Origin of the sequence: Mycoplasmopsis gallopavonis (assembly GCF_900660635.1) — a bacterium.
In the GTDB taxonomy this organism is placed as follows: Bacteria; Bacillota_I; Bacilli_A; order Mycoplasmatales; family Metamycoplasmataceae; genus Mycoplasmopsis; species Mycoplasmopsis gallopavonis.
Genome location: NZ_LR215031.1, coordinates 107,444 through 134,174 on the forward strand (window position 1 = coordinate 107,444; position 26,731 = coordinate 134,174).

Here is a 26,731-nt window from a genome sequence, read left to right on the forward strand (position 1 = left end):
TAGTTTAGTGTATTAAAATATTACAACTATTTATCTTGGTTTTTCTTTGAAATGGTATTTTTTTCATATTTTTAATTATGTTGATACAAGAAACTGAAACGGAGAAAAAATGGTAAATGCATCAGTAGAACAATTAAAAGTAATTGAAGCAATTAACAAAGGAAAAAACATTAAAATTAATGCAGTTGCCGGAAGTGGGAAAACTACAACTTCCTTGCTTATTGCACAATTTTTTCCAGAAAAAAGAATTTTATTATTTACATATAATAGAAAATTAATGGACGAAACAAATGAACGAATTCAAAGTAGAGGTTTAACCAACATTTCTGCAATTACAATTCATGCTTTTGCAACTCGTGCTTATGGTATTGAATCTCGTGATGATCAAGGTTTAATACAAATTATTAAGCAAGATGTATCACCAAGATTAAATAGCAATATCAATTATGATTTAATCATAATTGATGAATCACAAGATCTGACTCCGATTTACTATAGTTTCCTAAAAAAGACACTAAGCCATAATCTTAACCAAGATTATCAACTAATTGTTTTAGGAGATGAAAAGCAATGTATTTATGGTTTTTTAGGTGCAGATTCTCGTTTTCTAACTCTTGCACCTCAAATTTTTCAAAATAATAGAGAATGAACAGAAATTCAATTGAAAAAAAGCTATAGACTCGGAATGTATATTGCAAATTTTATTAATGATATTTTTTATCAAAAACCCATTGTTACTTACGGAAATTTACAAGCAAGTTCAAAAGTAAATTATTACATAACCTCATTTAATGATTACAACAACATTTGGAAAATAGTGAATATAATTTATAACAAAATTATAAGTTATGGTCCAGAAAATGTTTTTATCTTATCTCCTAGTGTTGATGAAAAAAATACAAAAACTATACAAAGATTGTTAATTGAAAAAGATGAAAAAGAAAATGGAATTCAAACCATCTTCTTTTATAACACAAATAATGAATTAGATCGGGAAATTGATCCTGAACTTATGAAGAATAAGGTTGTTTTTTCTACATTCCATCAAACAAAAGGATTAGAAAGAGATTTTGTTTTTGTACTCCATTTTGATCAAAGTTTTTATAGACACTTTGCAACTGATATTGCCGATGATTTTGCTCCAAATATTTCATACGTTGCTTTAACAAGAGCTAAAAAAGAATTATGACTAGTTCATGATAAAGATTTTAAGCTAATGAATTGAATCGATCCAAATCGCTTATATAATCACAAATCTGTTATTTTTTGAAACAAAGATTTAATTGAGTTTCAAAATACTAAGGAAATTCCTAAAGATGAATTTAACGATCTTTCTGCTAGTAAATTAATTAAATTCTTAGATTATCAAATTGAAAACAATATCCGCAGCAAGATCAAAATTTCACCTTTTGAAAGTCTAGCATCAAAATTTTCTGTTCATGATTTTGAAAATATTAATACTAAAATCTATATTAGACACAAAAATAAAGAAATTAAAGAGGAAGTTAGTTATATAACAGGTTCACTTGTCACAATCGCTTTAATGATTAAAAAAGATCCTCAAAGCTATCTACATCAACTTAATGATTTGATTTCTTGAAGAGAAAATCGAAAATCTTTTAAAGATCGAATTCGTCTCTCTTCCGAAACTAAAAATAAAATTTCGCAAATTTTAGAAAGTTTAATAAATAATAATTACACAATTCAAAATTTACTTTATCTAGCTTTAATTCAATATGTTCTCAAAACAGGAATTGTTGCTCCTTTAACTCAAATTCCATACGAGAGTTTAAATTGAATAAGTCAATATGAGATCGAAGCTTTACTTGCTCTTGCAAATCAATTTCTTTCAACAAATACAGAATATGAAGTTCGTTTTGAACACTTATATAATGAAAATACAACCCTTGTTGGAATAATAGATGCAATCGATCATGATAATAAAGTTATTTATGAATTTAAATTTGTTCAAGATATTAGTCCACTTCATTTTGCACAGTTAGCAATTTATAAATATCTTGCAAATAAAGAGGATAGCTCAAAATATCAAGACTATAAATTTGTTCTTTATAATCTTAGAAATAATATTGCTTATCAATTAGATTTAACAAATGAAGTAGTTAATGAGATCATTGAAATTCTTGTTCAAAATAAATTAAATAACCAAGAAGCTCAAAAAAATTTGGACTCAGAATTTGTTGATAGCTGTTTAAATGAAAGTTTAGAACTAATTGTTAATGATTTAAATCAACAAATTAAAAAGATTAATAAATTACTCAAAATGAAACAAAAAGTAACTTTATTAAGTGATGAAAACAATTATAAGTTTTTTTCAAAAGAATTATTTTCTAAGAATACATTTGCCCTACAAATTAAGAAGCATAAAAATGCTAAAGAATTTCTTTTAAACTGAGATTTAAAGAACTTTAAGATTGTATTTCTGGATTTTGAAACATGAAATTTTCAAGATACACCTGTTGAAATTGCATTAATTTCTTTTATGAAAAATACACTCATTGGTTGATACGATCTATATATTAATCCAGATGGTGGAACTATTAATTTGCAATCCAAATTAATAGCTAATGTTGATGAAGAAAAAGTTAAAAATGCATCATTTTTTCCGGAAATTTGAAAAGAAATTAATCATTTATTTAATGGTGAATATATCATTGTTGGGCATAATATCTTGAGCTTTGATTCACATGTTCTTCGTAAGATTTTAGCAAGATATAATCTCAAAACAGAAAATTTTATTATGATTGATACATGACATTTATTTAAATATCTGAATAAAAACCCAAAAGGAAACTCACAAGAAGAATTAGCTAATAAATATAAGATTAAATACAATGCACATAATGCATTAGCAGATGTTCATGCTTTATACGAAATTGTCATTGCTAAATTCGGAAGTCTCGAAAACTTTTTAAATTATGTTAAAGAAAATATTAATAATTCTAAATTTGCAAGATATTATAATGAACAAAGTCGAAAGAAAAAATAGAGCTACAACAAAGCTCTATTTTTTATCAAATCTCAAAGATTTTTTCAATTGGATAATACATTTTATCATATTTTGAAAGGTTGTAATGTTCTTGGAATTCTTTTGAAAGTTTTAATTGTAAATTAACTCTTTCTTTTGCAGGTGAATGTGGATCACTAAGCAATCTACGGATTGCAGCTTCTTTTCGAATAATTCCTCTTTCGCAGTAAGCATAATTTCTGAAAAATTCTTCTATGTTAAAATCAGGTTCGCTTTTTGCGGCTTCTAAAGCTGAAATAATTCCCCCTTGATCTGCGATATTTTCAGAAACAGTGAGCTTACCGTTTATTTTTCCAAATGGTGTTTCATAACCATCGAACATTTCGATCATTAGTTGTGTTTTTTCTTTAAAAGCTTCATAATCTTTGTCTGTTCATCAATTTTGGAAGCTTCCTTGTTCGTCGAACTGAGCTCCATTATTATCGAAAGCATGAGAAATTTCGTGACCAATAGTCATTCCAAGTCCACCATAATTTGCACTAGAATTTTGATTGTAATCATAAAACGGAGCTTTTAGATAACCGGCAGGAAATACAATTACGTTCATTAATGGGTTAAAGTAAGCATTGACTTCATAAGACATCATTCCTCAAAGGTTTGGATCAACTTCTTTTTTGTACTTACTAAAATTATATTCGTCCATAATTCTTTCAAAATTATCAATGTTCTCTGTTAAACTACCTTTTTCATGATAAGTTTTTACGATAAATTGATCGTAAAAACTTGGGATATAATCAGGATAACCAACCATTGGACGAATTTTATTTAATTTCGAAATCGCCTTTTGAGCTGTTTCAGGAGTTAATCATGTATTTTTCTTTAAACGTTCTTGATAAACTTTAACTACTTTATCAATCATTTTTAAAACATCTTGTTTTGCTTCATTTGGAAAGTTCTTTTGACCATAATAAAGACTAAATGGTTCTGCAAAATATTCTAGTGTTTTGTGAAAAACTCATTTTGAATTAGATTTTGGTTGTTCTGCACCTGTTAAAGTTTGCGAAATCGGGAAAAACATCTTTCTTGTAAGTGGGTTTAAATATTGTCCGAAACTTAAAATAGTAGTTAAAAGCATTAAAGCACGTGCTTTTACGAAATTTTTCTCAACAAAAATTTGATCAAGTTTTTTAATGTAATTTGGATTTAAAAGAACAACTTGATCAACCTTTGTTTTCACCAGTGATTCCGCTTGTTTTAATAAATCAAATGTTTGACTAATTTCATTTAATTCTTGACTTGAAATAGGATTATAAAGTTTTTCAACTTGGTGCATTTCTTCACTTGAAAGATGATGTTCTGCAAGTGATTTATCAAATTCAATTGCAAGTTTAACAATTTCTTTTGCTTGGTATTTAAAAAATCCATAATCAACAAGCATTTCCTCCGCTACTTTGGCAATTACTTTTAAAATTGCGGTCCCTTGTTTAGTAGAATAGTATTCTTTTGAAGGTAAAAGTAAACCAGCTTCATTCATTCATAAAGTATAGATTTTATTGTTAATAAAATCTTCTTCAACCGAAAAGTCATAAGGCATTCAAGCACTAATTGCTCTAAATTCTAAGAAATTTTCATTAAGTTCTTTAAATGATTTTAGGTTTTGAATCATTTCAATTGTATTTCTTGTTGGTTCTCAACCTTGTTTTAATTGCATTTCTTTGTTACGCAACATTTTAAAGAACTTAACCATTTCAACTATTTGTTTATTTTCTGTTGGTAATAATGCAAGATTGCTCGCTCAGTTTTCAACTAATTTTTTATTTTGCCGTTCAATTTCTAAATGTAATTCACTATAAGAGCTAAGTCCACTTAAATCTTTTGGGATTTTAGCTTTTTTTAATCATTTTTCATTAACAAAATCATAAAAGTCGTTTTTAGATAAATCTAATTGATTTTTTGGTTGTTTTGACATATCTTTCCTTTCTCAAATATTTTATTAAATTTTATACTTTTTAATTCTTTTTAATTTGTGAAATTAAAGAAAAAAGTAGGCAAATGCCTACTTATATGATTTTATAGAAAACATAATAACAAATAACTAAGTTAAATATTAATCTTCATCTTTTGCTTGAATGTTTCTACGTTTAATAATTTCATCTGAAATGTTTTTTGGTGTTTTTTCGTAGTGATCGAATTGCATTTGGTATGTACCACGTCCACTTGTCATAGATCTAAGCTCTGTTGAGTAACCAAACATTTCTGCAAGAGGAACATGAGCTCTAACGATAACAGCTCCATCATTTCTTTGTTCTTGATCATTTACAAGTCCTCTACGACGTGAAAGATCTCCAATTACATCCCCCATGTGATCTGAAGGAACAACTACTGAAACATCCATAATTGGTTCTAAAAGAACTGTTCCAATTTGATCTTTTGCTTTTGTAAGAGCCTTAGAAGCAGCAATTTTATATGCCATTTCTGAAGAGTCGACATCATGGTATGATCCATCGAATAATGTTGCTCTAACATCTATCATTGGATAACCAGCAAGAATACCTGCTGCCATTTTTTCTTCAAGTCCTTTTTGAATTGATTTGATGTATTCTTTAGGAATTTTTCCACCAACAATTTTATCCACAAATTCAAATCCACCATCTGGGTTTGGTTCAAATTTAATTCATACGTGTCCGTATTGTCCTTTACCACCAGATTGTTTAATGTGTTTTCCTTCGACATCAGCTGTTTTTGTAATTGTTTCACGGTATGAAACTTGAGGTGCACCAACTTTAGCTTGAACACCAAATTCACGTTTAAGACGGTCAACAATAATGTCAAGGTGTAATTCACCCATTCCGGCAATAATTGTTTGTCCTGTTTCTTCGTCTGTGTATGTTCTGAAAGTTGGATCTTCAGCAGCTAATTTTTGAAGTCCTAATGAAAGTTTTTCTGTTGCAGCCCTGAGTTTCCAAGTTGAGCTTATTTTTTAGGCTTATTTTTTTATACATATATCAAAGATATATGACCTAAAGAAAAAAATGTTTTTTTTACTTACATTACACACATAAAATGATATAATAAGAGTATGAGTTACAGTTTATGCAAGAAAAAACAAAATGGAAAATATTATTTAGTTTTAGCTATTTCTAAAGGTTTTAAAAAAGGTTATGGAAATCAGATTGGTCTAGGGTACTGAGAAGATATCAAAGAAAAGTATGGATTATCTTCAATTGAAGATATAAAAGAAATAGCAAAAAAGTAGATACATCTTTAGATAAAACTGTTGCAAAAGAAGAGTTTTTTAAATTATTAAAACCTACTTCTGTAAAAACAAGTATCCAAAATATTGGAGTTGATTTAATTTATAAAGTTATTAAAGAATTAGATTTATTTTCGGCATTACCAAAAAGTAAACATAAATCGTTAGAAGAGCTTTTGGAATTTTTCATAGCAACTAGAATTATCCTTCCAAGAAGCTATATGTCACAATATAAAAATAAAAGTGATTTTATAAATGATATTAATGTTAAAAAATCATCAATATATAACTATCTTGATGTTATTTTCGAAAATAAGAATTCTGTTTTAGTCAATTTATTTCAAAAAATAAATGAATTCACAAATCGTAATAATAAAGTTTTTCACTTCGATAACACAACAGTTTATTTTGAAAGCTTTACAAGAGAAGGAATAAGAAAAAACGGTTTTTCAAAAGACGGAAAACACAATGAAGATCAAGTAGTCATAGCAATGGCTGTAGATGAAAACGGAATACCAATACACTATAAAGTGTTCCCAGGTAACACGGCTGATGGTAAAACAATGTTATCCTTCGTTTTAGAACTTCAATCAATCTATAAAATAAAGGATATTATAATAGTTGCAGATCGTGGAATAAATAACAATGCAAACTTACGTTTCCTAGAACAAAAAGGAATTAAATATATATTCCAAAAAAGATTAGATACATTAAGTATTGGGATGAAAAAATTCATTCTTGAGGACAAACATTATGTTTTTAGAGATGAAATGTTTTGGAAAGAACAAATTGTTGAATCTGTTTGAAACAAAAATAGATTTAATGGTAAATACAGAAAATGATGTGTGTTTTTCAGTCCTGGGAAAAAGACTTTAGATAAATTAAAAAGAAATAATTTTATTGATAAATTGAATAAGAAAACTGTAAATGGAGAACCCCCACTTAGTTCTTTAGTTCCAGAATATAAAAAGAAATACATGGACATTGATGGCAAAACAGTGGGTAAATTAAATTGAGAGAAAATTAAGAAAAAAGAATCTGAAGATGGTTTTTACATTATTGAAACCAATATTTTAGATTTAACACCAGAAAAAGCTAATGAAATTTACAGAAAACAATGAAAAGTAGAAGAAAATTTCAGAACATTAAAATCTTCTTTACAAGTTAGACCTGTTTTTGTTCATAATGAACAGCATATACTTGCACATCTTTTATTATGTTTCATTGCTCTTGTTGTTTTAAAATACTGTCTTTATAAATTAAAGAAATATTATGAAATCAATGGAGAAATACAAAAAGTGACGTTAGATTTATTTGTGGATTCATTAAGAATGATGACTATAACAAAAAAAGAAGTAAATGGAAAAGTGGTACAAGAAATAATTAATGATTTGGATGAAAACCACAAAGAAAATATAAAAATTTATAAAGATTTTATCGCATGTATGAGTTAATTCTATGTGTGTAATTTTAAATGTAAAAAAACGAATACACCTTATTTATAGATGTATTCGTTTTTTATAGCGTCTCAACTTGGAAACTCAGGTTTTAATTTGTGAAATTAAAGAAAAAAGTAGGCAAATGCCTACTTATATGATTTTATAGAAAACATAATAACAAATAACTAAGTTAAATATTAATCTTCATCTTTTGCTTGAATGTTTCTACGTTTAATAATTTCATCTGAAATGTTTTTTGGTGTTTTTTCGTAGTGATCGAATTGCATTTGGTATGTACCACGTCCACTTGTCATAGATCTAAGCTCTGTTGAGTAACCAAACATTTCTGCAAGAGGAACATGAGCTCTAACGATAACAGCTCCATCATTTCTTTGTTCTTGATCATTTACAAGTCCTCTACGACGTGAAAGATCTCCAATTACATCCCCCATGTGATCTGAAGGAACAACTACTGAAACATCCATAATTGGTTCTAAAAGAACTGTTCCAATTTGATCTTTTGCTTTTGTAAGAGCCTTAGAAGCAGCAATTTTATATGCCATTTCTGAAGAGTCGACATCATGGTATGATCCATCGAATAATGTTGCTCTAACATCTATCATTGGATAACCAGCAAGAATACCTGCTGCCATTTTTTCTTCAAGTCCTTTTTGAATTGATTTGATGTATTCTTTAGGAATTTTTCCACCAACAATTTTATCCACAAATTCAAATCCACCATCTGGGTTTGGTTCAAATTTAATTCATACGTGTCCGTATTGTCCTTTACCACCAGATTGTTTAATGTGTTTTCCTTCGACATCAGCTGTTTTTGTAATTGTTTCACGGTATGAAACTTGAGGTGCACCAACTTTAGCTTGAACACCAAATTCACGTTTAAGACGGTCAACAATAATGTCAAGGTGTAATTCACCCATTCCGGCAATAATTGTTTGTCCTGTTTCTTCATCTGTGTATGTTCTGAAAGTTGGATCTTCGGCAGCTAATTTTTGAAGTCCTAATGAAAGTTTTTCTGTTGCAGCTTTTGATTCTGGTTCAAGAGCTTGAGAAATAACAGGTTCTGGGAAAACCATTTTTTCAAGTACGATTGGAGCTGTTTTTTCAGCAACTAATGTATCTCCTGTTGTTGTAAATTTAAGTCCAACAGCAGCAGCAATATCACCAGCACGACATTCATCGATTTCTACACGGCTGTTTGCGTGCATTTGTAAGATACGTCCAATACGTTCTTTTTGATCTTTTGTTGAGTTAATTACATAACTTCCTTTTTCTAATACCCCACGGTATACACGGAAGAATGTAAGAGATCCAACGAATGGGTCTGTCATAACTTTGAAAGCAAGAGCAGCAAAAGCACCATCATCTGTTGCTTGAACTGTTACTTCCTCTTCACCATTGTAAGCTTTAATAGCAGGAACATCTAAAGGTGATGGTAAGTAATCAACAACAGCGTCAATCATTTTCTTAACACCTTTGTTTTTAAATGATGTACCACAAACAACTGGGAAGAATTCTGATGTTAAAGTAGCTTTTCTAATTGCTTCTTTAAATGTAGCTTCATCAATGTCACCACCTTCTAAAACTACCATCATTAATTCTTCGTCAAAGTTTGCAACAGCTTCTAATAATTCTTGACGTTTAATTTCAACAATTTCTTTTAAATCAGCTGGAATTTCTGTTGGAAATTCTTCTTCTTGAGCTTCACCATTGTATGTGAAAGCTTGTCTTGTTACAAGATCAATAATTCCTTTAAAATCTGATTCTGCTCCAATTGGTCATTGAATTGCAACAGCGTTACCTCCAAGACGTTGTTTAACAGAAGCAACAGAAGCCGCAAAGTCAGCTCCAGCTTTATCCATTTTGTTTACATAAACAATACGTGGAACTCTATAGTTTGTAGCTTGTCTTCAAACTGTTTCTGTTTGAGGTTCAACTCCTGATTGAGCATCAAGAACCGCAACAGCACCATCTAATACACGTAATGAACGTTCAACTTCAACTGTAAAGTCAACGTGTCCTGGTGTATCGATAATGTTGATTCTTTTTCCTTTTCAGAATGCTGTTGTAGCAGCAGAAGTAATAGTAATACCACGTTCTTGCTCTTGAGCCATTCAGTCCATTTGAGAAGCACCATCGTGTGTTTCTCCGATTTTGTGAATTTTTCCTGTGTGGAATAAAATTCTTTCTGTTGTTGTTGTTTTCCCTGCATCAATGTGAGCCATAATACCGATATTACGGTAATCTTTTAAATCATAATCTCTAGCCATAATTATTACCTAAAGAAAGTAAAGACTATCATCTGAAATGAGCGAAAGCACGGTTTGCTTCTGCCATTTTGTGTGTGTCTTCACGTTTTTTGATAGCTCCCCCAGTTTTGTTTGATGCATCAATGATTTCGTTAGCTAAACGAACATCCATTGTTTTTTCGTTTCTTAAACGAGAGTATTGCACTAATCATCTAAGTGCTAATGTTTGTTTTCTACGTGCAGGAACTTCTGTAGGAACTTGGTAGTTTGTTCCTCCAATTCTTCTTGTACGAATTTCTAATTGTGGAGTGATGTTTTCAACAGCTTCTAAGAAAACCTCCATTGGTTCTTTACCTGTTTTTTCTTTAACGATTTCAAATGCTGAATATAAAATATCTTGTGCAATTGATTTTTTTCCGTCAAGCATAATTTGGTTAATTAACTTAGTAACAATAACTGAGTTAAAAACTGGATCTGCAAGTACTTCACGGATAGGTGCTTGTTTTTTCTTGACATAAGTATTCCTTTCTAATTATTAATATGATTGAAGTTTAAAATTATTTAGCTTTTTTTGTTCCGTATAAACTACGTCCTTGGTTACGTTTTGCAACTCCAGCTGCATCTTGTGTTCCACGAACGATGTGGTATCTAACCCCAGGTAAGTCTTTAACACGACCTCCACGGATTAAAACAACAGAGTGTTCTTGTAAGTTGTGTCCTTCACCAGGAATGTAAGCTGTAACTTCCATTCCGTTTGATAATTTAACACGGGCATATTTACGTAAAGCTGAGTTAGGCTTTTTAGGTGTCATTGTAGTAACACGAGTACATACTCCACGTTTGAATGGAGAAGCCATTTTTTTAGCTTTTTTAATTAATGAGTTGTAGCTAATGTTTAATGCAGGAGCATTTTGTTTTTTAATTTTTGAGCTACGACCATTTGTAACTAATTGGTTTGTTGTAGGCATTTTCTACATCCTTTCTTAAATTTTTGATTTTTAATGATTAATATTTAACAATAGCTATTATTTTAAATAGCTTAACAATTATACAACAACTTATCCGTGTGTATCAAGTTTTTTAATTTTTTATTTTCTGAAAAAAAGTAAATAAAAAACACTATTAATTAATTTTTTAATAGTGTTTTTAGATTATTTACCTAAAACTATTTTATCACCTTCAAATTTATAATAAAGATTTGGATCTTCTAGTTGGTACTCAAAATCAGTAATTTCAGGTTTTGCTTTTGTAATTAATAACATCAAGAAATCATAAACCATCATCATCGCTCTAACATCATTTTCGCAATAAATTTTTAAATTTGGAACAAAAAGATTTTCTCAAAGATTATCTCCAATTGCCCCTAAATATCTCTGAATTGCTTTTTCCATTGCATCAGTTCCTTTTTGAACTTCCTTTAGCTCTGAATAAGGTTTAATCATGTTTTTGAGTTTAATATGATTATATGTAATATATTTTTCAATCTTTTTAATTGAAAAATAATATTTTAAAAACTTAATACTAATTGTAGTTTTTTGAAATGTTGGCTGATTTTTAGAAATAAACTTCATCGGATCTTTATCAATTAAGTTGATTGTTCCGGTTTTTTCGTTAGCTTCAAAAACATAATAATCTTTGAGCTCTAAGGAATTAAAGAAAGCATATTTATCATTTTTAGCAAGATTTGCAAAAGCAAAACAATCAGCTAAATCAATTGTGTTGTCATTAATATGATTAATAATGTTAATAAATTCATTTAGATTGCTATATTTTGTGTTAAATCAACTTATAAAATTGTTAGCACGTTCCTTAACTTCTGGATCAATATTTTCCAAAACAGCATCTTGATGTGCTTTTTTGACAAACTCTAAAATTTCCTTATTTCTAGTATTTTCATAAGCTTTATTAAAAACCACAAAGTAATCTGCTTTGTTTGCATAAATTACTTCAATCATCTCACACAAGTCTTGTAATTTAAGATTTTTTGTGTCCTTAACTATATTTTGAACACTTTCTTCTTTGCCGTTTTTAGTAATAATTACAGAAACTTGATTAACTAGTTGATTATAGGGATTTAAATGATCAATAATTGGAAAAAGTTCTGAAAAACCTTCATAATCATATCAACAAATTCTTGCGTCTTTAATGTGTAATTTTCTAATTAAATTTGCAATATTAATATTAAAATAATCATCCATTTTATTAAAAGCGGAAGCTTTTTTATCAACAAATTCTTTTGACACAATATCTTTAACTTTATAGTATTTACCTGAAAACTTTTCATAATCAAAGCCAATTAAAGCATTTAATATTAAAGTTTTTAATTCAGGATCGCTAACAATATATTTTGGTAAAAGAATTCCACCAATTTTTGAATCTATATTATGTTTTTGCATTTGTATTTCTTGATGGTAATCAATTTTTGGAAAATCAAATCATTTTTTGATTTTCAAATCAATGATTGATATTTTATCTTTTTTGTCTTGTCCCTGACTTACATTACCTGCCGAAAAAGCAAAATATTTTAGTGCATTAATATTAAGTTTTTCTATCTCTCCAAATTCTTTATAACTTTTAATTAAAAATTCTAAAAAATATTCAAAACTACTAAAAAAATCAAGAACCTCAAAAGGCGGAATATCTAGTCCACTTAAATTTTGACCATAGCGTTCTAAAAAATCATAAGTTGTTAAAAGGTTGTCAAAATCATAAGTGCCTTCGATTTTAGGATTTTTATTTTTTCATTCTAAACAATGCTTAAATTTAACACAATTGAAAAATGAAAACTTAGAATTTGAATTGTATTTCCCTGTCTCAAAAAATGCATACAGTCCAGAATCACTCAGTAGTTTATGAACACTTAAAGTTTTGTTGTTAGTTTTAATTGTTAATTTATTTTCCTTACAAAGAGAACCAAAAGCTTCATAAAATCAAATTTGATTTTTTTTGAAGTTCTTTTCGTTTTTAGCAAAAGGATCAATAATCAAGACGCTATAGTCTTGGAATTTCATTGAAAAATCATGTTTAAGGTAATTAAGACAAAGGTAAGTATATAAACATTTAATATTATTTTCTAAATTAGTGACTGATTTATAACTAACATCTACTATTTTTTGAGTTTTTTTATCATAAATTGAGTTATTTAATTCAAAAACAAGTTGCTCTTTGTTATATTCTGTTTCAACTCTAAAACAAGGATTAATAATCACATCAATATTTTCATCAGCTAATCACTCTTTTGTTAGTGAAATTCGATCATCTAAGGAATTTTTGATACTTACATATTTAACTTTATTATTGTTAATCTTGTATTTTTGGAGATAAAAATCAATTGCTGCAAGTTTATATTTATTAAAACTGTTTGCTTTAATTAACATATAATTTTCGTTTAAATTTTCTGATTTTTCTGTTTCTAAGTCAAATCATTGAAAATTATGAAGTTCATTAAAAGCGGTATTAAAGTTAGATGTTCCGGATTCTAATTTTTGACCTTGCAAATCAAGAAGTTCTTCAATTTGTTCTTGATTTAGATCCAGTTCTTCATCTTCATCATCTTGTTCTTCTTCATCTCTTTGATTATTTATTTTTTGCAAATTATTAAGAAGAGAATCTTTTGTTTGAAAAATTAAAACAGGATTATTATCAAAAATCTTCTTAAAATTAGTTCATTTAATTTTTATTTCTGTCATCGTTTTTATTCTTCTTCATCATATTCTTCAACTTCTAGTTCTAACATTTCCTCGTTAGTTAAAATGTTTTTAGGATCTTTAAAATGATTAAGTTTTTCAAGAGGCTTAATGACTTTCTTTTCGATATTAAAATCTAAAATCTTTGATTTCATAAGTCTAACTTCTGTATTTAGAATTTTGTTTTTAATGTCTCTAAGCCTTATAGCTGCTTTTTCTAATTTGTCAGCTTCATCATCTAAACCATTGACTTTCTTTTCGATATTTTGAAATTTTGTTTCTAAATATTCTTTAAATTCATTGAATTTACTTAAAATCAATTCTTTTTCAATTGTTTTAGTTTGTGTTAATTTAATCGAACTTTCAAGTTCGTATTGTTTGCGTGCTAAATTTAAAAATAATTCTAATAAGTTTTTAAGAATATCAATTCTAATAATATAGATATCTGGATATTGAAAATGATTTCGAATAAATAAATTTTGATCTGGCTCCAATTCAGTTACAAGAATTGCTTTTTGAGCATTGTTTTTCTTTCTATCTTTTTCTAATTTTGGCAAGAAATCTTCATTTTTTCTTGAACCATTTTTAGAACTTAAAGCTTTTGCTTCAATTACAATTTTTCCGATTTCTGTTCTTTCAAGAATACCTTCAGAATTATGTGTAGGATCATAAAAAGTTACAATAAAATCTGGCATTGTTCCACGCTTATTTTCGTTATTAATGCGTTCTTCTTCTGTTTGAATTGGTTGAGTTGCTTTTTGAAATTCTACATGTTCACTTCTGTTTCCGAATGCGTCTTGAAGAATTTCGTAAATTTTTTCCTCAAAATCATTACCGTCGGTTTTAATTGTTGAAGAACTTTTTCTTTCTAAAATACCTTGATATTTACCTTCAACATGAGATATTTGTTTGTATAAGTTTATCTTTTCTTCATCTCATTTTTTTTGTTCATTTTGAAGTTTTTCATCATTTGTTTTTTTTAATTTTGAAATTTCTTCTTCCTTTTTTTCGTTAAATGAACGTTTTAAGTCTTCGATTTCTTGTTGTTTCTTTAATTCTAAAATTTCTTTTTCATCCTTTAACTTAGTAGTGAGTGAGTCAATTTCTGATTGTTTTTTAGAAATAGTATTTTGAAGTTCATTAATTTTTTCACTTAATTTTTGTTCTTCTGCTAATTTTAAAATTTGTTTTTCTTTTTCTAAATTGTTTTTTTGATCTTCTATTTCTTTTTTTAATTTTTCAATTTCATTTTTAAGTTTTTGTTCTTCTAAATTTTTATCAACAATTTGTTTTGATAAATCGTCTTTCATTTTTAAATATTCAGGAAGAGTTTCGATATTGCTTCTTAATTCTTCTTTAATTTGTTTTGCGGCCTGATTTTTGAAAATTTGGCCGTTATTACTTAAAAATTCAAAAACAACATTTTCATCATGAAATTGTCAATCTTTTAATGAAAAATAATCACCAGCTTCTGCATTTTCTTCAAGTTCAAATTCAAAATTGTCTAAACTTTTTAATTTAATTTTTATTTTTTTACTCATTTGCTAACTCCTTAGTTTTATGTATCTATATTTATTATAAATAAATAATTTTTAAAAAAATAAAGATAAAAAAAGATCCCTCAAACTAAGGAATCTAAATTTGTTTTTTTACACGGAAACCTTTTTCTTTATGTAAAAAGATAAATGGTTATATTTTGCTTTCAAGTAAATTATAAAGTTCTACAATCTGATCAACTGATAATTCTTGAATTCTAAGATTATCTGTATATCCTAATTTTTGATAAGCGTTTTCTATATTAGTAGATGAATATTTTGTTTTTAAAGCATAAGATAGTTTTTTTCGTCTTGCTAAAAAACAAAGTTTAAAGAATTCTTTCAACAAATCTCATTTTATTGTTTGTTCTTGTTTTTTAAAAACTAAAGAAATAATTGCTGAATCTATTTTAGGAGCTGGTGCGAAAGCTGTTTTAGGTACAATAAATTCAATTTTACAATTAGCCAGGTACTGAGCACTCACTGATAATTTTGAATATTCTTTAGTTTGCTTATTTGCAACAATTCTCTCTGCAACTTCTTTTTGCACCATTAACAAAACACCTTTGAATTTTTCTCGATTTTCAAAAATTTTAAAAAGAATGTCTGTTGTTATGTAGTAAGGTATATTTGCAAGAATATATGTATTATTAAATGAATCTAAATTCGCTTTCAAAAAGTCTTGGTGAATTAAATCGAATTTTTCACTATCAATGGTATTAGTTAAAACTTCAATCATATCTGGATCAATTTCAAAAGCAGTTAATTTTTGTGCTTTTTTTAAGATTTCTTGTGTTAAAGCACCACGACCTGGTCCAATTTCTAAAACTTTCTCGTTTTCAATCGGGAAAACATTAACGATTTTTTGTACAAAATTTTTGTCTTGTAAAAAATTTTGTCCATATTCTTTTTTTGCAAAAACAGGCTTTTTATGTTCTTTTTTCATTAGTCTTTAATCCTAAATAAATTTCTTACATTTCGATTAATTCGATCAACAAATTTCTCCATACCAATTCCTTTTAAACCACCAACATAATAATAAACATAAAGAATTGTGTTTGGTTCATTCTTTTCACCGGTGTAAGGATGCACTCTTAAAAAGGGTGCATCAGTTTCTAATAACATACGATCTAAAGGTGTGATTTTAATAACTTCACGAGTATTTTCTGCACTACCAAAAGTTGACACACCACTAAAAGAAAGATAAAGATTTGGAAACTCTAAAAATTTCTTTGCTCATTCTACTGTTCCTACAAAAGTGTGAAGCATAACTCTTAAATTAGGATTTTCCTTCATAATATCATAAAAATCCTGATAAGCTTGATCGCTATCTTCTTTATCTCTAAGGTGAACTACAATTGGTAAATCATGTTTAATTCCAACTTGAATTTGACTTCTAAGACTTGCTAGTTGCTGTTCTCTTGATGAACCTCAATCATAAAAATATTCAAGTCCAACTTCTCCGATTGCAACAATTGATTCATCAATTAAAGATTCAAGAATTTCTCCTTCATTTCCTTGTGGTTTATCTTCGGGATGAAATCCTACACAAGGTTTAACTAAATCATATTTTTTAGCTAGTTCTTTTACATAAAGATTTTCCTTTGTGTGTCCGCCATTAACAATGAAAAAATCTATTTTATTATGTAAGGCAGCTAACATGATTTCTTCAATAATTGCTTCATCTTTATAAATATCTAAACTAATATGACAGTGTGCGTCTATAAATTTATTTCTTTTTTTTCCCATACTATTTTCCTAAACAAAAATTACTAAACATGATATCTAATAAATCTTCACGATTAACATTTCCTTTAATGCTTTGCAAAGCATCTCACGCATCATATAAATCAACAATAATTAAGTCAAAAGTCATCAAATCATCAAGAGTTAATTTTGCATTTTCTAATGAATTTAAAGCCAACTTAATTAAAGATAATTGTCGTGTATTATTGAAAATTCTTTCATCCATAATGTCAATATTTTTAAAATTAGCAACAAGTGCTTCTTCGAGACTTTTAATATCATTATTTAATGCTGATACATAAATTAAATCATTTGCTTTAATTTTTTCTAAATCCAATTTGTTTTGAACTTTAATATAAAACTTACCTAATTCTTTGGCTCGTTTTTCGATTTCTATATCAAACTCATCTTTATTTTGGGTTGGATCGATCACATGAATAACTAAATCTGCTTCTTGAATTTGTTTTAAAGATTTTTCAATTCCAATTTGCTCAATTTTTTCATTTGTCTTTCTAAGCCCTGCTGTATCAACTAATTTAAAAAGCATTCCATCAATTTGATATGAAGCTTCAACTAAATCCCTTGTTGTTCCTGCTATATCGGTTACTATCGCTTTATCTTCTGCTAAAAGGGCATTTAAAATACTACTTTTTCCTACATTTGGCTTTCCTAAAAGAGCAACTCTAACTCCATCAAAAATATAACGTGAATCCTCTGAAATTTTGACAATTTCTTTTAATCTAGTAGATAAATCTAAAATAATTTTGTAAATCGTATCTTTATCTACGTTTTGAACATCAGTATATTCTGGGTAATCAATACTTACTTCACAAAGTCCTATCGCTACCCCTAAATCATAAAGAAATTTATCAAGAAGATCGCTTGTTTTTCCTTTGAAACGATTGACAGATGCTTTAGCTTGTGTTGTTGTTTGAGCAAAAATTAAATCATGAACTGCTTCTGCTTTGACAAGATCCATTTTTCCATTTAAAAAAGCTCTTCGTGTAAATTCACCTTTCTCTGCTAACCTAGCTCCGTTTTTTAAAAGTAGTTCTAAAATCTGATTAGTAACCACTATCCCACCATGACAATTAATTTCAACAATTGGTTCACCAACATAATTATTGAAAATTTTTTGACCATCTTTCTCTTTACCGATAAATCACATCACAAGAACTTCATCAATTAAATTCTCTTGATCATAAATATGACCATAAGTGATTTGATGGTCTTGTCCAATCTTACCTTTATAAATTTTTTTAACGATTTCTTCAGCATCAGGTCCACAAACACGCACAATTGAAATTGGTTGATTAATATGTAAACCTGAACTAATTGCAGCTATATTATCATACATATATTAAATAATACATTATTTTATTCTGCATAATCTTAAATAAGAAGTAATAAAAAATATTGGTTACCCAATATTTATTTATTCATTAATTCAGATTCTTTTTCTTTAGCTAGTTCGCTAATTTTATCAATATTTTTATCAACTAATTTTTGAATTTTATCTAAGTATGTTTTTTGGACATCTTCTGAAAGCTCTTCTGATGCTTTAATTACTTTGTTTGCATCTTGACGAGCATTTCTTACCCCAACTTTTGCAGCTTCTGTAAATTTAGCAATACTTTTAACCATTTCTCTACGTCTATCTGTTGTTAAAGGAGGAAATGTTAAACGAACTTGATTACCTTCATCTACTGGTTGAATTCCTAAATTCGCTTTATCTAATGCTTTTAAAATTTCTTTAATCGAAGTAATGTCATAAGGTTTAATTAAAAGTTGTTGTGGTTCAGGAACACTAATGTTAACTAATTCTTCAAGCGGTGTCATCACATCATAATAATTCACCTTAATTCCTTTAATTAATTGAGGATTGGCTCTTCCTGTTGAAATTTTTGATAATTCAAAACGGTAATGATTAAGTGCCTTCTCAACCTTTTCTTCAAATTCTAGTTCAAATAATTCAAATTCCATTATTTTGTAACCTCCGTATGTGTAATTGTACCTTCTAAAGCTTTAATAATTGAGTTTTCTTCTAATAAATTAAATACAACTAAAGAAATTCCGTTATCTCTGGCCATACTTGTTGCTGTTAGATCCATAACTTGTAAGCTTCTTTCTAAAATTTCATCATATGTTATTTTATCAAACCTTTGAGCATTTGGGTTTTTCTTTGGATCAGAATCATAAATTCCATCAATATTATTTTTTCCCATTAAAATAACATCTGCACCAATTTCTGAAGCATAAAGTGTTGCAGCTGTATCAGTTGTAAAGTAAGGTCTTCCTGTTCCTCCAACAAAAATTACAACTTCACCTTCTTCAAGATATTTAGTTGCTTTTTCATTAATATAATATTTAGCAACACGTTTATCGATATTTAAAGAACTTTGCACTCTCGCTTTAAGTCCTGCGTGTTCAAAACCACTTTGTAAAGCTAAACCATTCATAATGGTAGCAAGCATACCAATGTAATCAGCTCTATTTCTAGGTATTCCGTTTTTTTCTGCAGAAGCACCTCTTCAAAAGTTACCACCACCAATAACAATAGAAACTTCAACTCCACGAGCAACAACAGTTTTTAACTGTTGGGCAATTTTAGAAACAAGTTCATAATCAATCGCTAAATGTTTTTCTTTGTTTGCAAAACCTTCACCTGAAAGTTTTAACAAAATCCTTTTGTATTTCATAATCTTCAACTCCTTATTTGGTTGGGATAAAGTAAAGATAATTGGCTCTTTCTTTTTCAATATAATTTTAACCTTTTTTTAAAATTCTAAACAATAAAACGAAGATGTTAAATAAACTTAAATAAAATTATTTTCAAGCAAGAAAAAAATTTTATTGCAAGCTAATATGGAAATATAACCACAAAAAGACAAAAGTGATATAATAATATAACAATTTATATTAAAAAAATTTTCAAAACTACTGAAGGAGATGTATGAAAGATACACTTAGAGATAATTTAACCGGTAAAAAGAGATTTCTTTTTGCCATTGATTTAGACGGAACTACACTTCAATCTAGTGCAACAGGACAAATTCATGATCAAACTGTTGCAGCAATTAAAAGAGCAACTGATGAAGGTCATGTTGTTTGTATTTTAACAGGACGTCCTTGAAGAAGTACAAAATTCATTTATGATGAATTAGGTTTAAAAACAGTAGTTTCCAACTATAATGGTGCTCACATTCACCACCCTTATGATGACGAATTTATTCCTTACATTAAATATTTAAATTTGAACGAAGCTTTATATGTTTTGGGTGACCCAAAAGTTAAAGCTGAAATTTCAAATATTGCAATTGAAGGTCCAGATTGAGTGCAATTACAACATAGAGACGAAGATTTAGAAAAAGTTTTTGGTTTTAAAACTACTTCAAAATTGCAAATTGGTCTTGATTTTCATAAATTACCGTTAATGCCAACTGGAATTATTTTTGATGTTCAAAAAACAACAGATGTTGAACAACTTAGACAATACTTAAAAAGACGTTACGGAGATCTTGCCGAGTTTTCATATTGATCAAAAGGTGAAGGATTATCTCCTGTTTTTGATATGACCAATATTACAGCGAATAAAGGTAAAGCATTAAGTATGTTAATCCGTTACTATGATATTGATGTTGAAAACACAATTGCTCTTGGAGATGGATTTAATGATGTTCCAATGTTTAAAGTTGCAAACATTTCTGTTGCAATGAGCAATGCTTCAAAAGATGTTAAAAAATATGCAACAATCAGAATTTCTAAAACAAACAAAGATGGTGGAGTAGGTTGATATATCAATAAATTCTTAGATAATCCAGAAGAAGAAATCGAAAAATCAAGAAACAGAAGAAAAAAAGTAGCAAAACTCACAGAAGAAGAATAATTTAGGAACCTTAAAAAATGAAAATATTTGATAATTTAGAAAAATTTAATCTTGAACAAGAAAAAATAATTGGTGTTGATGAAACGGGTGTTGGAGATTACTTTACACCTTTAATTGCTTGTGCTGCTTTCGTTCCTAACCATTTGCTAAAACAAGTGAAAGATTTAGGTGTCAAAGATTCAAAATTATTAAGTGAAAAACAAATAATTAAAATCGGAAAGCAATTAATACAAACGATCCCTCACTCTATTTATCGTTTATCACAAGAAGGTTATAATAAATTATCGAAATTTTATAATGCAAATGAAATAAAATTTATTGCACATTTAAGTGCTATTAATTTTATTTTAAAAAAAACTAATGAACCATCATTAGTTTTAATTGACCAATATTCAACAATTAACTCTATTCTAAAATATAATTCTAAAATTATTGAACAAAATAACGCAATAAAAATTGAAGATATTTCTTTACCAGCTTTATTTGCTCATAAAGCAGAATCGCTACATTTATCGGTTGCTTGTGCATCAATTATTGCTCGTTTTATTTTGATATATTTAATGAAAGAACAAAATAAAAATTGAAATTTTAAATTTCCTTTTGGAGCAAACAAAGAAGTTCAAGCTAAAGTCAAAGAATTCGAAGAAATTCATGGTTTAAAAGCTCTTGAAAAAGTATGTAAAATGAATTTTAAAATTAAAAAATAAAATTATAGTAAATAATTACTCATAGTAAAACCATCACAACAAACAACCTTAGTAGGGTCTATCAAAAATAATAATATGGTATTTTATTTAAAATGATATAAAAAGAAGAAAACTAGTGAAATTTTAAATTTTTAAAATTTCACTAGGCTCGATTGTAATTTGCATTGCAACGAAAAAAATTGAAAAACAAAAGAAAAAAGCATGGTTTTATCCACGCTTTTTTGTGTTTTTTAAAAATTATTTAAAATTTTTTGTGGTGTTTTTGAGAATAGGTACACCATATGAATTATAAAAGAATTACATTTAAAACGAGAGTTTAAACTAGGACACGAAATATGGACACAACCATATTTCGTGTTTTTATATATTTAGGAGGTATTATGAGACAATTAAAGGCACATGAATGATTAGAACTATTCGATAGTTATGAAGATTACAAAAATAATTTGATATCAAAAAATGATTTTGAACTTAAATATTATTCAATCAGAGGTTTTAGTTTTTTTGATAGAAAATTCAATGAGGCTAAAAAATATTTTGTCTTCAAGTATAACAGATATAATTTAGGAATGATAAATATAGAATCGCAAACAGGTAAATCATCTAAAAAAGGTAAAGGGTCAGGTAGACCAAAAAGGCAAAAAATTACTCCTATTGAAATTGTAAAAAAGGAATGAGAAAAAATGCCTAAGGAACAATTGATTGAAATTTTAGAAATTTATAAAGACTCTTTTGATAGAAATAATATTGAAGTTGATATTTCTAAAATTAAGAAATCTTCACTTTCTACAAGAAAATTGGGCCTATGCTTTAATAAATCTAAGTCAACAATTCACAATCTAAAAACTAAAGAGCAGCAAACAAGAAAAAAATCTGTAAATACTAAATATGATGAATTAATAATTAAGTCATTTAAGAAAAATAAGGGTTTGTTTGGTAGAAAAAGATTGGAAAGTTATATTAGAACAAAATTCCAAATAGATCTAAATTATAGGACTATTGGTAGAGCGATGAGAAGATTAAACTTATTTTGTTTAATCAGAAGAAAGAAAATAGATAGAGAACAAAAGAACACAAACGTAAAATTTATAGATCTTGTTAATCGTGATTATCACGGAGAGACAAGCCAAATAATTGCCACTGATGTTACTTATATTTCTGCACCAAAAGATTGCTTAAACAATTTTGTATTTTTATCTGTTGCGATTGATCACAAAAGCAAATTTGTTGTTAATTATAATCTTTCAAAAAGAAATGATTTAGAACTAGTAATGGAACATATGTCTAAAATCAAAATGGATAAAAAATGAATAGGTCATTCTGATCATGGTTTCCAATATTCTTCAAAAACTTATGTAGATTTAATTCAGAAAAACAATGGTGTTGTATCAATGGGTAGAGTAGGAAATTCTTTAGATAATAGAGAAGCAGAATATTTCTTTTCAATTTTAAAATCAGAATGTTTAAAATTAATCGATATTACAAAAATAACTTTTAATGAATTAAAATCACTGATTGATGATTTTGTGTTTTGATACAACAACGAAAGAATTCAATCAGTATTAAATTGAAAAACACCTCAAGAGTGTTGAGGTGTGCTCGAGTGTAACTTGCAGTGCAACGAAAAACACCTTCCCTTGAGAAATTTAGGGAGGTGTTTTTTTGGTGTTTTTGTTTTGAGTTTTAATTAACTATTTTTATAAGTTTTAAAGAACTTATTTCTTTTGGTGTTAGATCTTCTTTTTCTATAAGAATATTCATATAATTGCATTTCTTTGATTTTTGGATCTCAAGGTTCTTTAAAATAATTTCAATTAAAAAATAATTCATCAGATGTTAAAAAACCTAATATTTCTCTTGGCATATTGTTAATTTTTCTTTCTGTTTCTATTATATTTTCATCTAGTATTTTGTTAAAATTTGTTTTCTTCGGGTATTGTCTTCTTACTAATCCATTGAAGTTTTCTATTGAACCTTTTTGAAAAGATGCATATGCATCGGCTTTGTAAATTTTAATTTGTAGCCTATATCCTATCATGAAAAAGATCTTAAATTCAAATCCGTTATCAATTGTTATAGACTTCACATTTAATTTTCTTTCTTTAATTAATTCGAATAAAATTTTAGCTACAATTCAAGGGTTTTTATTAGGTACTTTTCTTATTAATCCATACCTAGTTTTTCTTTCTTCAAAAGTTAGTAAATGTTCGCTTTTTGAACCTGTTTTTCCAATTATTAAATCAGCTTCTCAGTGCCCGAATTCTGACCTATCATTAATATTTTTAGGCCTAAAAGTTATAGGAACTATATATCTATTTCCAACAAGTCTTGTTAAAACATTCCCATTTCTTTTTCCGCCTTTTTTATAATAACTTCGTAATTTATTTTTCTTTGTTAATGCTCATAAACCACTATTAATTCAGTTGTACAAAGTTTTTAAAGAAGGGACAGGAAAATTATTGGTATTATATACTATTAATCTGGAATTTTTGACTCCTAAAAAAATAGGATTATATATATTTAAAAAAGCTTTTGTAAAATCATTGTAATAAGAAAATTCAGATTCTAATTTAAATTGATATTTTCATTTTTCTCTTATTTTATGTTTCTTTTCAGCCTCTTCTGCTATATATCCATTTTCTGTTGAATTATTTTTGATTTCTCTTCAAATTGTAGATTTTGAAAATCCAATTTCTTTAGTAATTTGTTCTATAGAGAGTGAACTATTTTTTAAAAAAATTCTAATTGAACTCTCGTTTTAAATGTAATTCTTTTATAATTCATATGGTGTACCTATTCTCAAAAACACCACAAAAAATTTTAAATAATTTTTAAAAAACACAAAAAAAGCGTGGATAAAACCATGCTTTTTTCTTTTGTTTTTCAATTTTTTTCGTTGCAATGCAAATTACAATCGAGCACACCTCAAGAGTGTTGAGGTGTTTTAGTAAATTAAACTTTTTGTCCACTTTTCGTGTCCCAGTTTATTCCAAAAAGAAAGGATTGTGTCTTTTTATATCTTTAAAAAACAAATTACAAATTAATTAAAAACTAAAATATTTTATTATTTATAAAAAAGTTTTATTTTCTAATTATAAATACACAAATATTACAATAAATCACTTATTATATTTTTCTTAGAACTCAAAAAGTCGTGTTATCACTAAATTTCTTTACAAACTCATTTTCATTTGCTAGTTCATCTCTTGTTTTTGTTTCTATAACTTCAAAATTTGTATATTTTTTAATCAAATCTTCTAATTCTTGATGGTAAGAAAAATGTAAAAAACCTTCTTTACCATCAATTAAGTAAATCGAATCACCGATTAATTCTATTCTCGGGTCCAGTTTTCTTAATAATTGTTTTTCTTCTTGTTCTTTGATATATTTTTCTAAAAACAAGTCACCTTCAATCATTTTTGCTGTAAAAATAAAATAAGAATTCTTTTTTAAAACTCGTTCTACTTCTTTTAAAATTTTGATTCGCTCATCTTGCAACGGAACACACATTAAACCATTAAAAGAATAAAAAGCAAAATCCACAGAATTATTTTTTAAAAATTTTAAAGATTGATTTTTAGTTAAATAAAAATCAATTCCTTGATAATTATTATTTTCTTTAATATAGTTTGCGTTTTTAATTAATTCACTCGAAAGATCTGTTGCTATAACTTTTGTATATCCTAAATCTTTCAAAGCAAACGCAACTCTACCTGAACCAGTTCCTAAATCAAGGACAAGATCAGTAGTTTTAGCATATTTTTTAATTAGTTTTTCTTCTGATTTTCAAAGACCAACTTCAAAAACTGCTCTTGTGTAAATTCTTTGTCCAGTTTCGGTTTGATAAGCATTAATTAAATCTTCATCTCTTGCAACCATTAAATTTTTTCCTCAAATAAAATTCTAACTGTATGAGTTTCTTCTTTAGGACATAACATAAATCTTTGATCTTCACTTGTTGTAATTATTTGGTGATTCTTAAATTCTCTTTGGTATGTTTTTCCACCTAAGAAATTTAACCTTAAAAATTGAGAAAAAATGACTTTTGCTTCATCTGTTCCAACTTTTGTTTGATCATACATTGGCACAATAGTTACTAACGAATCCATTAAGATATTTCTTTTAAGAAGTTCTTGCTCTTCACTAGTTAATGCACTTAATATATCTTGATAAAGATTGTCGAGTGTTTTGTTAATTCTTTCTTCTGAAAATTCTCCCATTTGAGACATTTGTTGCTCGATATAATTTCTATAAAAATTATCAAATTTTGTTTTATCTAATAAATTAATTTGTTTACTACTTATTGTGTTTAAAAAAAACTTTAATTGAATAGTTAATTCAATATCTCCATATAAATATTCATATGGTTTTTTACAACTATCGCAAATACCTTTAAGTAAATTAGCCATAAAACCTCTTTCTTTATTAAATTTTATCAAGTTTAATAACCTTGAATTAAAACAAAATATAATTAAAATATGTTAGATTATGAAATTAATACTTTTGGCCCTAATCAAGTTGTTATCGGTTTAGATGAGGTTGGTAGAGGATGTTTAGCAGGACCATTAGTTGTAGGTTATGTTATTTTTAATTCTGATTATCAAAATCTTAAAATCAAAGATTCAAAAAAATTATCTCCAAAACAAAGAGAAGAAGTTTATTTAGAGATTCAAAGAGATGCTTTAGATTTTGGGTATTATGTCGTTTCTTTAGAGGAAATAGAAAAATTAGGTCCTAAAAAAGCCTCAATTTTAGGAATGGAAAAATGTTTGAAGAAAGCTAGAATTAAATATCAAATTGTTTTAACTGATTATGAAAAAATCCAAACAGAAAAACCGCTTCATAACCTTGTGAAAGGTGATTCGATCGCAATTTCAATTGCAGCTGCAAGTATCGTAGCTAAAGTAGAAAGAGATAAAATTATGGACCAATTAGATCTTCAATTTCCACAATATTTTTGGAAAAATAACAAAGGATACGGAACTAAAAAACATTTAGAATCTCTTGAAAAATTCGGTCCGTGCAAATACCATAGAATTAAATACAAACCGGTTTTAAAATATCTAAACAGAGGAGAAAAATAATGCAATTTGCTTTTTTATTATGAATTTTATTTAACTTTATTATTTTTTCGCAAATTAAAGTAATTTCACAAGCTAAAAGAGCTTTTAAGAGTAAATTTTATTTTTTATTTAGTAAAAATTTCTTTTTATCAAAAATTTATCT

Annotated in this window: 18 protein-coding genes and 3 pseudogenes; 6 read left to right on the forward strand and 15 right to left on the reverse strand. The window is 27.5% G+C overall.

Annotation, left to right across the window (positions count from 1 at the left end):
• The first annotated feature begins 109 nt into the window (after nucleotides 1-109).
• Nucleotides 110-3,007, forward strand: coding sequence for an exonuclease domain-containing protein (locus EXC53_RS00335; protein ID WP_119572148.1), 2,898 nt, complete (start codon nucleotides 110-112; stop codon nucleotides 3,005-3,007).
• Nucleotides 3,008-3,029: 22 nt separating this feature from the next.
• Here the strand turns inward: EXC53_RS00335 and EXC53_RS00340 are convergent, their stop codons facing one another.
• Complete coding sequence (locus EXC53_RS00340; RefSeq protein WP_119572147.1) at nucleotides 3,030-4,955, reverse strand: M13 family metallopeptidase; 1,926 nt, start codon at nucleotides 4,953-4,955, stop codon at nucleotides 3,030-3,032.
• 138 nt (nucleotides 4,956-5,093) lie between these two features.
• Nucleotides 5,094-5,942, reverse strand: a pseudogene (gene fusA, locus EXC53_RS00345) (elongation factor G); the annotation flags it as partial.
• Nucleotides 5,943-6,065: 123 nt separating this feature from the next.
• Between fusA (EXC53_RS00345) and EXC53_RS00350 the strand changes: the two are divergent.
• Nucleotides 6,066-7,693, forward strand: a pseudogene (locus EXC53_RS00350) (IS1634 family transposase).
• Nucleotides 7,694-7,875: 182 nt separating this feature from the next.
• Here the strand turns inward: EXC53_RS00350 and fusA (EXC53_RS00355) are convergent.
• The 10 genes from fusA (EXC53_RS00355) to pyrH all read right to left on the reverse strand — a co-directional run bounded on the left by fusA (EXC53_RS00355) (nucleotide 7,876) and on the right by pyrH (nucleotide 19,614).
• Nucleotides 7,876-9,966 carry an elongation factor G gene (gene fusA / locus EXC53_RS00355; RefSeq protein ID WP_129724521.1) on the reverse strand — a complete coding sequence of 697 codons (2,091 nt, stop codon included), beginning with the start codon at nucleotides 9,964-9,966 and terminating at the stop codon, nucleotides 7,876-7,878.
• A 25-nt stretch (nucleotides 9,967-9,991) separates the two neighbouring features.
• Complete coding sequence (gene rpsG, locus EXC53_RS00360; RefSeq protein WP_129724523.1) at nucleotides 9,992-10,477, reverse strand: 30S ribosomal protein S7; 486 nt, start codon at nucleotides 10,475-10,477, stop codon at nucleotides 9,992-9,994.
• A gap of 25 nt (nucleotides 10,478-10,502) precedes the next feature.
• A complete protein-coding gene (gene rpsL, locus EXC53_RS00365; RefSeq protein ID WP_119572081.1) occupies nucleotides 10,503-10,913 on the reverse strand; it encodes a 30S ribosomal protein S12 in 411 nt (136 codons plus the stop codon).
• Nucleotides 10,914-11,096: 183 nt separating this feature from the next.
• The gene (locus EXC53_RS00370) at nucleotides 11,097-13,634 is read right to left on the reverse strand and encodes a UU173 family protein (protein WP_119572080.1); all 2,538 of its coding nucleotides are present in this window, start codon (nucleotides 13,632-13,634) and stop codon (nucleotides 11,097-11,099) included.
• A 5-nt stretch (nucleotides 13,635-13,639) separates the two neighbouring features.
• A complete protein-coding gene (locus EXC53_RS00375; protein ID WP_119572079.1) occupies nucleotides 13,640-15,172 on the reverse strand; it encodes a DUF2130 domain-containing protein in 1,533 nt (510 codons plus the stop codon).
• Nucleotides 15,173-15,320: 148 nt separating this feature from the next.
• Nucleotides 15,321-16,112, reverse strand: coding sequence for a 16S rRNA (adenine(1518)-N(6)/adenine(1519)-N(6))-dimethyltransferase RsmA (rsmA, locus tag EXC53_RS00380; RefSeq protein WP_119572078.1), 792 nt, complete (start codon nucleotides 16,110-16,112; stop codon nucleotides 15,321-15,323).
• The gene (locus EXC53_RS00385) at nucleotides 16,112-16,915 is read right to left on the reverse strand and encodes a TatD family hydrolase (protein ID WP_119572077.1); all 804 of its coding nucleotides are present in this window, start codon (nucleotides 16,913-16,915) and stop codon (nucleotides 16,112-16,114) included. Before EXC53_RS00385 ends, rsmA begins: the two co-directional genes overlap by 1 nt.
• Before the next feature lies 1 nt (nucleotide 16,916).
• Entirely contained in the window at nucleotides 16,917-18,269 is a 1,353-nt protein-coding gene (gene mnmE, locus EXC53_RS00390; protein WP_119572076.1) for a tRNA uridine-5-carboxymethylaminomethyl(34) synthesis GTPase MnmE, read from the reverse strand.
• A gap of 74 nt (nucleotides 18,270-18,343) precedes the next feature.
• Nucleotides 18,344-18,895: a ribosome recycling factor gene (frr, locus tag EXC53_RS00395; protein ID WP_119572075.1), complete on the reverse strand. Its 552-nt coding sequence runs from the start codon at nucleotides 18,893-18,895 to the stop codon at nucleotides 18,344-18,346.
• Entirely contained in the window at nucleotides 18,895-19,614 is a 720-nt protein-coding gene (gene pyrH, locus EXC53_RS00400) for a UMP kinase (RefSeq protein WP_129724664.1), read from the reverse strand. Before pyrH ends, frr begins: the two co-directional genes overlap by 1 nt.
• A gap of 251 nt (nucleotides 19,615-19,865) precedes the next feature.
• On the opposite strand from pyrH, the gene EXC53_RS00405 reads away from it, so the two are divergent.
• From EXC53_RS00405 to EXC53_RS00415, 3 genes are all read left to right on the forward strand, one after another.
• Nucleotides 19,866-20,798 carry a Cof-type HAD-IIB family hydrolase gene (locus tag EXC53_RS00405; protein WP_119572074.1) on the forward strand — a complete coding sequence of 311 codons (933 nt, stop codon included), beginning with the start codon at nucleotides 19,866-19,868 and terminating at the stop codon, nucleotides 20,796-20,798.
• Nucleotides 20,799-20,815: 17 nt separating this feature from the next.
• On the forward strand, nucleotides 20,816-21,505 hold the full coding sequence (locus EXC53_RS00410) for a ribonuclease HIII (protein ID WP_119572073.1): 690 nt from the start codon (nucleotides 20,816-20,818) through the stop codon (nucleotides 21,503-21,505).
• A 335-nt stretch (nucleotides 21,506-21,840) separates the two neighbouring features.
• Nucleotides 21,841-23,196 (forward strand): IS3 family transposase, encoded by a 1,356-nt coding sequence (locus EXC53_RS00415; protein WP_129724525.1) that lies wholly within the window; start codon nucleotides 21,841-21,843, stop codon nucleotides 23,194-23,196.
• Here EXC53_RS00415 and EXC53_RS00420 read toward each other — a convergent pair.
• From EXC53_RS00420 to EXC53_RS00430, 3 genes and pseudogenes are all read right to left on the reverse strand, one after another.
• A pseudogene (locus tag EXC53_RS00420) lies at nucleotides 23,193-24,289 on the reverse strand (IS30 family transposase). The gene EXC53_RS00415 and the pseudogene EXC53_RS00420 overlap by 4 nt on opposite strands.
• Before the next feature lie 342 nt (nucleotides 24,290-24,631).
• A complete protein-coding gene (locus EXC53_RS00425; protein WP_119572331.1) occupies nucleotides 24,632-25,384 on the reverse strand; it encodes a class I SAM-dependent methyltransferase in 753 nt (250 codons plus the stop codon).
• A complete protein-coding gene (locus EXC53_RS00430; protein WP_119572332.1) occupies nucleotides 25,384-25,914 on the reverse strand; it encodes a hypothetical protein in 531 nt (176 codons plus the stop codon). The genes EXC53_RS00425 and EXC53_RS00430 overlap by 1 nt, the downstream gene beginning before the upstream one ends.
• A 69-nt stretch (nucleotides 25,915-25,983) precedes the next feature.
• On the opposite strand from EXC53_RS00430, the gene EXC53_RS00435 reads away from it, so the two are divergent.
• Complete coding sequence (locus EXC53_RS00435) at nucleotides 25,984-26,589, forward strand: ribonuclease HII (RefSeq protein ID WP_119572333.1); 606 nt, start codon at nucleotides 25,984-25,986, stop codon at nucleotides 26,587-26,589.
• Nucleotides 26,590-26,731 lie beyond the last annotated feature (142 nt).